This window comes from Winogradskyella psychrotolerans RS-3 (assembly GCF_000427335.1).
Classification (GTDB): domain Bacteria; phylum Bacteroidota; class Bacteroidia; order Flavobacteriales; family Flavobacteriaceae; genus Winogradskyella; species Winogradskyella psychrotolerans.
This window is the reverse complement of record NZ_ATMR01000071.1, coordinates 1-845: the sequence shown is the minus strand read 5'-3', so window position 1 is coordinate 845 and position 845 is coordinate 1. Positions and strand designations below refer to the sequence as shown.

At 35.1% G+C, this 845-nt stretch carries 1 protein-coding gene; it reads left to right on the top strand.

The genetic code is table 11. From position 1 onward, the window contains the following. The first annotated feature begins 80 nt into the window (after window positions 1–80). Window positions 81–797, top strand: a complete 717-nt coding sequence (locus tag ADIWIN_RS04940; protein WP_020894634.1) for an ATP-binding cassette domain-containing protein — start codon at window positions 81–83, stop codon at window positions 795–797. Window positions 798–845 lie beyond the last annotated feature (48 nt).

The window sequence follows — 845 nt, the reverse complement described above, 5'->3', positions numbered from 1 at the left end:
CCCTAACTGCCACTGAAAAAATTAGGGGCTTATAATGGATATGGATCTGGAGAGGTCAACGGGAAAGGTGAATGCTTTAAATGAAGAGAATTCGGGATTGTCTTATGCCTTTAAAAAATGTTTCCATCTTCTCTGAAGACAAAGATAAATCTATTCTCAACAATTTTAACCTTGAAATAAAGGAAGGTGAGAAAGTCATCGTCACTGGTGAGAGTGGGGCTGGTAAAAGCACATTGTTACAATTAATGGCAGGATTGAAAGAGGATTATCAGGGAAAGGTAATTGTAAATAAATTGCCTATGGGTACTTTGTCTCTGGAGAAATTAAGGTCATTAATAGGGGATAGTTTGTCTAGACAATCTATTTTTCATGGAACCATCAGGGAGAATATTACTGTAGGGAATGAAGAAGTTTCCGAAACCATGTTGAGAAAAGTTTTGGAGGTTGTTGGGTTGAACGATTATGTTTATAGACTTAAAGATGATCTTGAAACAACTCTTTTGCCAGAAGGAAAAGGCCTTAATAATTCCTACATAAGTAAAATCATTTTGGCAAGAAGCCTTTGTTTCTCTTCCAAATTACTTTTGCTTGAAGAAGAACTTAATTACCTAAGCCAGGAAGAATCTGATAGAGTATTTGATTTTATTTTTTCAGGTCCATGGACAATGGTAATGGTATCAACACAGGATTCTATTTTAAAAAGAGCAGAAAAAATTGTGGTGATGAGGTCAGGAGAGGTTGCTTTTGAGGGGGATTTTTCAAACTACGAACGCTACAGAAACCAGAATAAACGTTAATCCAATGTTAAATATTTCTAGAAATTCGATCAAACATTTAATTGATGT